This is a genomic window from Microbacterium panaciterrae (assembly GCF_039541635.1).
GTDB classification, from domain to species: domain Bacteria; phylum Actinomycetota; class Actinomycetes; order Actinomycetales; family Microbacteriaceae; genus Microbacterium; species Microbacterium panaciterrae.
In genome coordinates this window covers 1-5213 of sequence record NZ_BAABGP010000029.1, presented here as the reverse complement: position 1 = coordinate 5213, position 5213 = coordinate 1, and the positions used below count along the sequence as shown (strand labels likewise).

Below are 5213 nucleotides of genomic sequence, written 5' to 3'. Positions count from 1 at the left end.
CCACAGGGTCCCCCCTGCAGTACCATCGGCGCTGTGAGGCTTAGCTTCCGGGTTCGGAATGTGACCGGGCGTTTCCCTCACGCTATGGCCGCCGAAACACTATTGACGTGTCTCGAACAAGCACAAACATGATTGTTTGATTGTGTTCGCGGTTTCGACCGTACGTCGAGAACCACAAAGTGGACGCAAGCACCAGAACGGTGATGTTATCAAGTCATCGGCTTATTAGTACCAGTCAGCTGCACACGTTGCCGTGCTTCCACATCTGGCCTATCAACCCAGTAGTCTGGCTGGGAGCCTCTCACCCGAAGGTATGGAAGTCTCATCTTGAGGCCGGCTTCCCGCTTAGATGCTTTCAGCGGTTATCCATCCCGAACGTAGCTAACCAGCGGTGCCCTTGGCAGGACAACTGGCACACCAGAGGTTCGTCCAACCCGGTCCTCTCGTACTAGGGTCAGATCCTCTCAAACTTCCTACGCGCGCAGCGGATAGGGACCGAACTGTCTCACGACGTTCTAAACCCAGCTCGCGTACCGCTTTAATGGGCGAACAGCCCAACCCTTGGGACCTACTCCAGCCCCAGGATGCGACGAGCCGACATCGAGGTGCCAAACCATGCCGTCGATATGGACTCTTGGGCAAGATCAGCCTGTTATCCCCGAGGTACCTTTTATCCGTTGAGCGACAGCGCTTCCACAAGCCACTGCCGGATCACTAGTCCCGACTTTCGTCCCTGCTCGACCTGTCAGTCTCACAGTCAAGCTCCCTTGTGCACTTACACTCGACACCTGATTGCCAACCAGGTTGAGGGAACCTTTGGGCGCCTCCGTTACTTTTTGGGAGGCAACCGCCCCAGTTAAACTACCCACCAGGCACTGTCCCTGAACCGGATCACGGTTCGAAGTTAGATATCCAGAGTGACCAGAGTGGTATTTCAACAATGACTCCACATGAACTGGCGTCCACGCTTCAAAGTCTCCCACCTATCCTACACAAGCCACACCGAACACCAATACCAAGCTGTAGTAAAGGTCACGGGGTCTTTCCGTCCTGCTGCGCGTAACGAGCATCTTTACTCGTAATGCAATTTCGCCGAGTTCGCGGTTGAGACAGTTGGGAAGTCGTTACGCCATTCGTGCAGGTCGGAACTTACCCGACAAGGAATTTCGCTACCTTAGGATGGTTATAGTTACCACCGCCGTTTACTGGGGCTTAAATTCTCAGCTTCGCCTTACGGCTAACCGGTCCTCTTAACCTTCCAGCACCGGGCAGGCGTCAGTCCGTATACATCGTCTTGCGACTTGGCACGGACCTGTGTTTTTAGTAAACAGTCGCTACCCACTAGTCTCTGCGGCCACCACACCCTTTTCGGAGCAAGTCCGTATAAGTGGATGGCCCCCCTTCTCCCGAAGTTACGGGGGCATTTTGCCGAGTTCCTTAACCACGATTCTCTCGATCTCCTTGGTATTCTCTACCTGACCACCTGAGTCGGTTTGGGGTACGGGCGGCTTGAACCTCGCGTCGATGCTTTTCTTGGCAGCATAGGATCACCCACTTTTTATCCGCATCGTGTCTCAGCCTACGTGAACCGCGGATTTGCCTACGGTTCGGCCTACGCACTTGCACCAGGACAACCATCGCCTGGCTTGGGCTACCTTCCTGCGTCACACCTGTTAATACGCTCACTCCACCAGATGGGGTCGCATGCCTCCTCACGATCGTCCCCGAAGGGATCCCCGCGTCTCGGGATGCTTAGCACTCCTGATCTCGTGTGGGCGGTTCTTCGCCGGTACGGGAATATCAACCCGTTGTCCATCGACTACGCCTGTCGGCCTCGCCTTAGGTCCCGACTTACCCAGGGAAGATTAGCTTGACCCTGGAACCCTTGGTCTTCCGGAGGACGTGTTTCTCACACGTCTTTCGCTACTCATGCCTGCATTCTCACTCGTGTAGCGTCCACGGCTGGATCACTCCGCCGCTTCACTCGCCACACGACGCTCTCCTACCCATCAACACGGCTGGACCACGAAGGCCTACCATAAATGTCAATGCCACAACTTCGGTGGCGTGCTTGAGCCCCGTTACATTGTCGGCGCGGAATCACTTGACCAGTGAGCTATTACGCACTCTTTCAAGGGTGGCTGCTTCTAAGCCAACCTCCTGGTTGTCACAGCAACTCCACATCCTTTCCCACTTAGCACGCGCTTAGGGACCTTAGATGGTGGTCTGGGTTGTTTCCCTCTCGACTATGAAGCTTATCCCCCACAGTCTCACTGCTGCGCTCTCACTTACCGGCATTCGGAGTTTGGCTGACGTCAGTAACCTTGTAGGGCCCATCGGCCATCCAGTAGCTCTACCTCCGGCAAGAAACACGCAACGCTGCACCTAAATGCATTTCGGAGAGAACCAGCTATCACGAAGTTTGATTGGCCTTTCACCCCTATCCACAGCTCATCCCCTCAGTTTTCAACCTAAGTGGGTTCGGTCCTCCACGACGTCTTACCGTCGCTTCAACCTGGCCATGGATAGATCACTTCGCTTCGGGTCTAGGACACGCGACTGAATCGCCCTATTCAGACTCGCTTTCGCTACGGCTACCCCACACGGGTTAACCTCGCCACGTATCGCTAACTCGCAGGCTCATTCTTCAAAAGGCACGCTGTCACCCCTACTAAGGAGGCTCCAACGGTTTGTAAGCAAACGGTTTCAGGTACTATTTCACTCCCCTCCCGGGGTACTTTTCACCTTTCCCTCACGGTACTTGTCCGCTATCGGTCATCTGGGAGTATTTAGGCTTATCAGGTGGTCCTGACAGATTCACACGGGATTTCACGGGCCCCGTGCTACTTGGGATACTCTTCACGCCGAGAACTGGCATTTCGGCTACGGGGTTCGCACCCTCTCCGACCCGCCTTTCAATGCGGTTCGCCTATACCAACTCGTCACGTTCACCACTCGGCAGAATGATACGAAAAGTCCCACAACCCCGAACGTGCAACGCCTGCCGGCTATCACACACGCCCGGTTTAGCCTCTTCCGCTTTCGCTCGCCACTACTCACGGAATCACATGTTGTTTTCTCTTCCTGTGGGTACTGAGATGTTTCACTTCCCCACGTTCCCTCTACCCGCCCTATATATTCAGGCGGGAGTCACTAGGTCGGCACGCCGCCCAGCGGGGTTTCCCCATTCGGACACCCTCGGATCAAAACTCGCTTATCAGTTCCCCGAGGCTTATCGCAGATTGCTACGTCCTTCTTCGGCTCCAGATGCCAAGGCATCCACCGTTTGCTCTTAAAGACTTGAAATCACATGAGTTCATCAAGAATCGAAAAATCGAAATTGATTAATGATCTTTAAGATCATCTAAAACGACACAACCCGAAGGCCATGTCGAAGATGCTCGCGTCCACTGTGTAGTTCTCAAAGTACGGGCGGTCCCCCAACCAGCAACCAGACAAACCGGAAACCAGAAAAGGGCCAGAAAAACCGTCACGACCCGAAGGCCGCACCCGGTCCCTCAGGACCCAACAGCGTGCAGACACCCCATCCACGTCATGTCCCGTTCCCACCAGACCCCGAAAGGCCCGACGTACTAAGAACACCACGCATCCGCGATGTCATGTCAAATGTTCCACCCATGAGCTCCCAGCGAACCACATTCGGGCCCGATCTGGGTTCTGGACTCCACGCCGTTCAAAGAACAACGCAAGTCAGATGCTCCTTAGAAAGGAGGTGATCCAGCCGCACCTTCCGGTACGGCTACCTTGTTACGACTTAGTCCTAATTACCGATCCCACCTTCGACGGCTCCCTCCACAAGGGTTAGGCCACCGGCTTCAGGTGTTACCGACTTTCATGACTTGACGGGCGGTGTGTACAAGACCCGGGAACGTATTCACCGCAGCGTTGCTGATCTGCGATTACTAGCGACTCCGACTTCATGTAGTCGAGTTGCAGACTACAATCCGAACTGGGACCGGCTTTTTGGGATTCGCTCCACCTCACGGTATTGCAGCCCTTTGTACCGGCCATTGTAGCATGCGTGAAGCCCAAGACATAAGGGGCATGATGATTTGACGTCATCCCCACCTTCCTCCGAGTTGACCCCGGCAGTATCCCATGAGTTCCCACCATTACGTGCTGGCAACATAGAACGAGGGTTGCGCTCGTTGCGGGACTTAACCCAACATCTCACGACACGAGCTGACGACAACCATGCACCACCTGTTTACGAGTGTCCAAAGAGTTGACCATTTCTGGCCCGTTCTCGTATATGTCAAGCCTTGGTAAGGTTCTTCGCGTTGCATCGAATTAATCCGCATGCTCCGCCGCTTGTGCGGGTCCCCGTCAATTCCTTTGAGTTTTAGCCTTGCGGCCGTACTCCCCAGGCGGGGAACTTAATGCGTTAGCTGCGTCACGGAATCCGTGGAAAGGACCCCACAACTAGTTCCCAACGTTTACGGGGTGGACTACCAGGGTATCTAAGCCTGTTTGCTCCCCACCCTTTCGCTCCTCAGCGTCAGTTACGGCCCAGAGATCTGCCTTCGCCATCGGTGTTCCTCCTGATATCTGCGCATTCCACCGCTACACCAGGAATTCCAATCTCCCCTACCGCACTCTAGTCTGCCCGTACCCACTGCAGACCCGAGGTTGAGCCTCGGGATTTCACAGCAGACGCGACAAACCGCCTACGAGCTCTTTACGCCCAATAATTCCGGATAACGCTTGCGCCCTACGTATTACCGCGGCTGCTGGCACGTAGTTAGCCGGCGCTTTTTCTGCAGGTACCGTCACTCACGCTTCTTCCCTGCTAAAAGAGGTTTACAACCCGAAGGCCGTCGTCCCTCACGCGGCGTTGCTGCATCAGGCTTCCGCCCATTGTGCAATATTCCCCACTGCTGCCTCCCGTAGGAGTCTGGGCCGTGTCTCAGTCCCAGTGTGGCCGGTCACCCTCTCAGGCCGGCTACCCGTCGACGCCTTGGTGAGCCATTACCTCACCAACAAGCTGATAGGCCGCGAGCCCATCCCCCACCAAAAAATCTTTCCAGTTGGTAACCATGCGGTTCCAACTCGTATCCAGTATTAGACACCGTTTCCAGCGCTTATCCCAGAGTGAGGGGCAGGTTGCTCACGTGTTACTCACCCGTTCGCCACTAATCCACCCAGCAAGCTGGGCTTCATCGTTCGACTTGCATGTGTTAAGCACGCCGCCA

3 rRNA genes are annotated in these 5213 nt (G+C 55.1%); all 3 read right to left on the bottom strand.

The window, feature by feature from the left end:
- Positions 1–96: ribosomal RNA gene (rrf, locus tag ABD882_RS18585) — 5S ribosomal RNA — on the bottom strand; the annotation flags it as partial.
- A 109-nt stretch (positions 97–205) separates the two neighbouring features.
- Positions 206–3306, bottom strand: a 23S ribosomal RNA gene (locus tag ABD882_RS18580).
- 420 nt (positions 3307–3726) lie between these two features.
- Positions 3727–5213 (bottom strand): 16S ribosomal RNA (locus ABD882_RS18575); the annotation flags it as partial.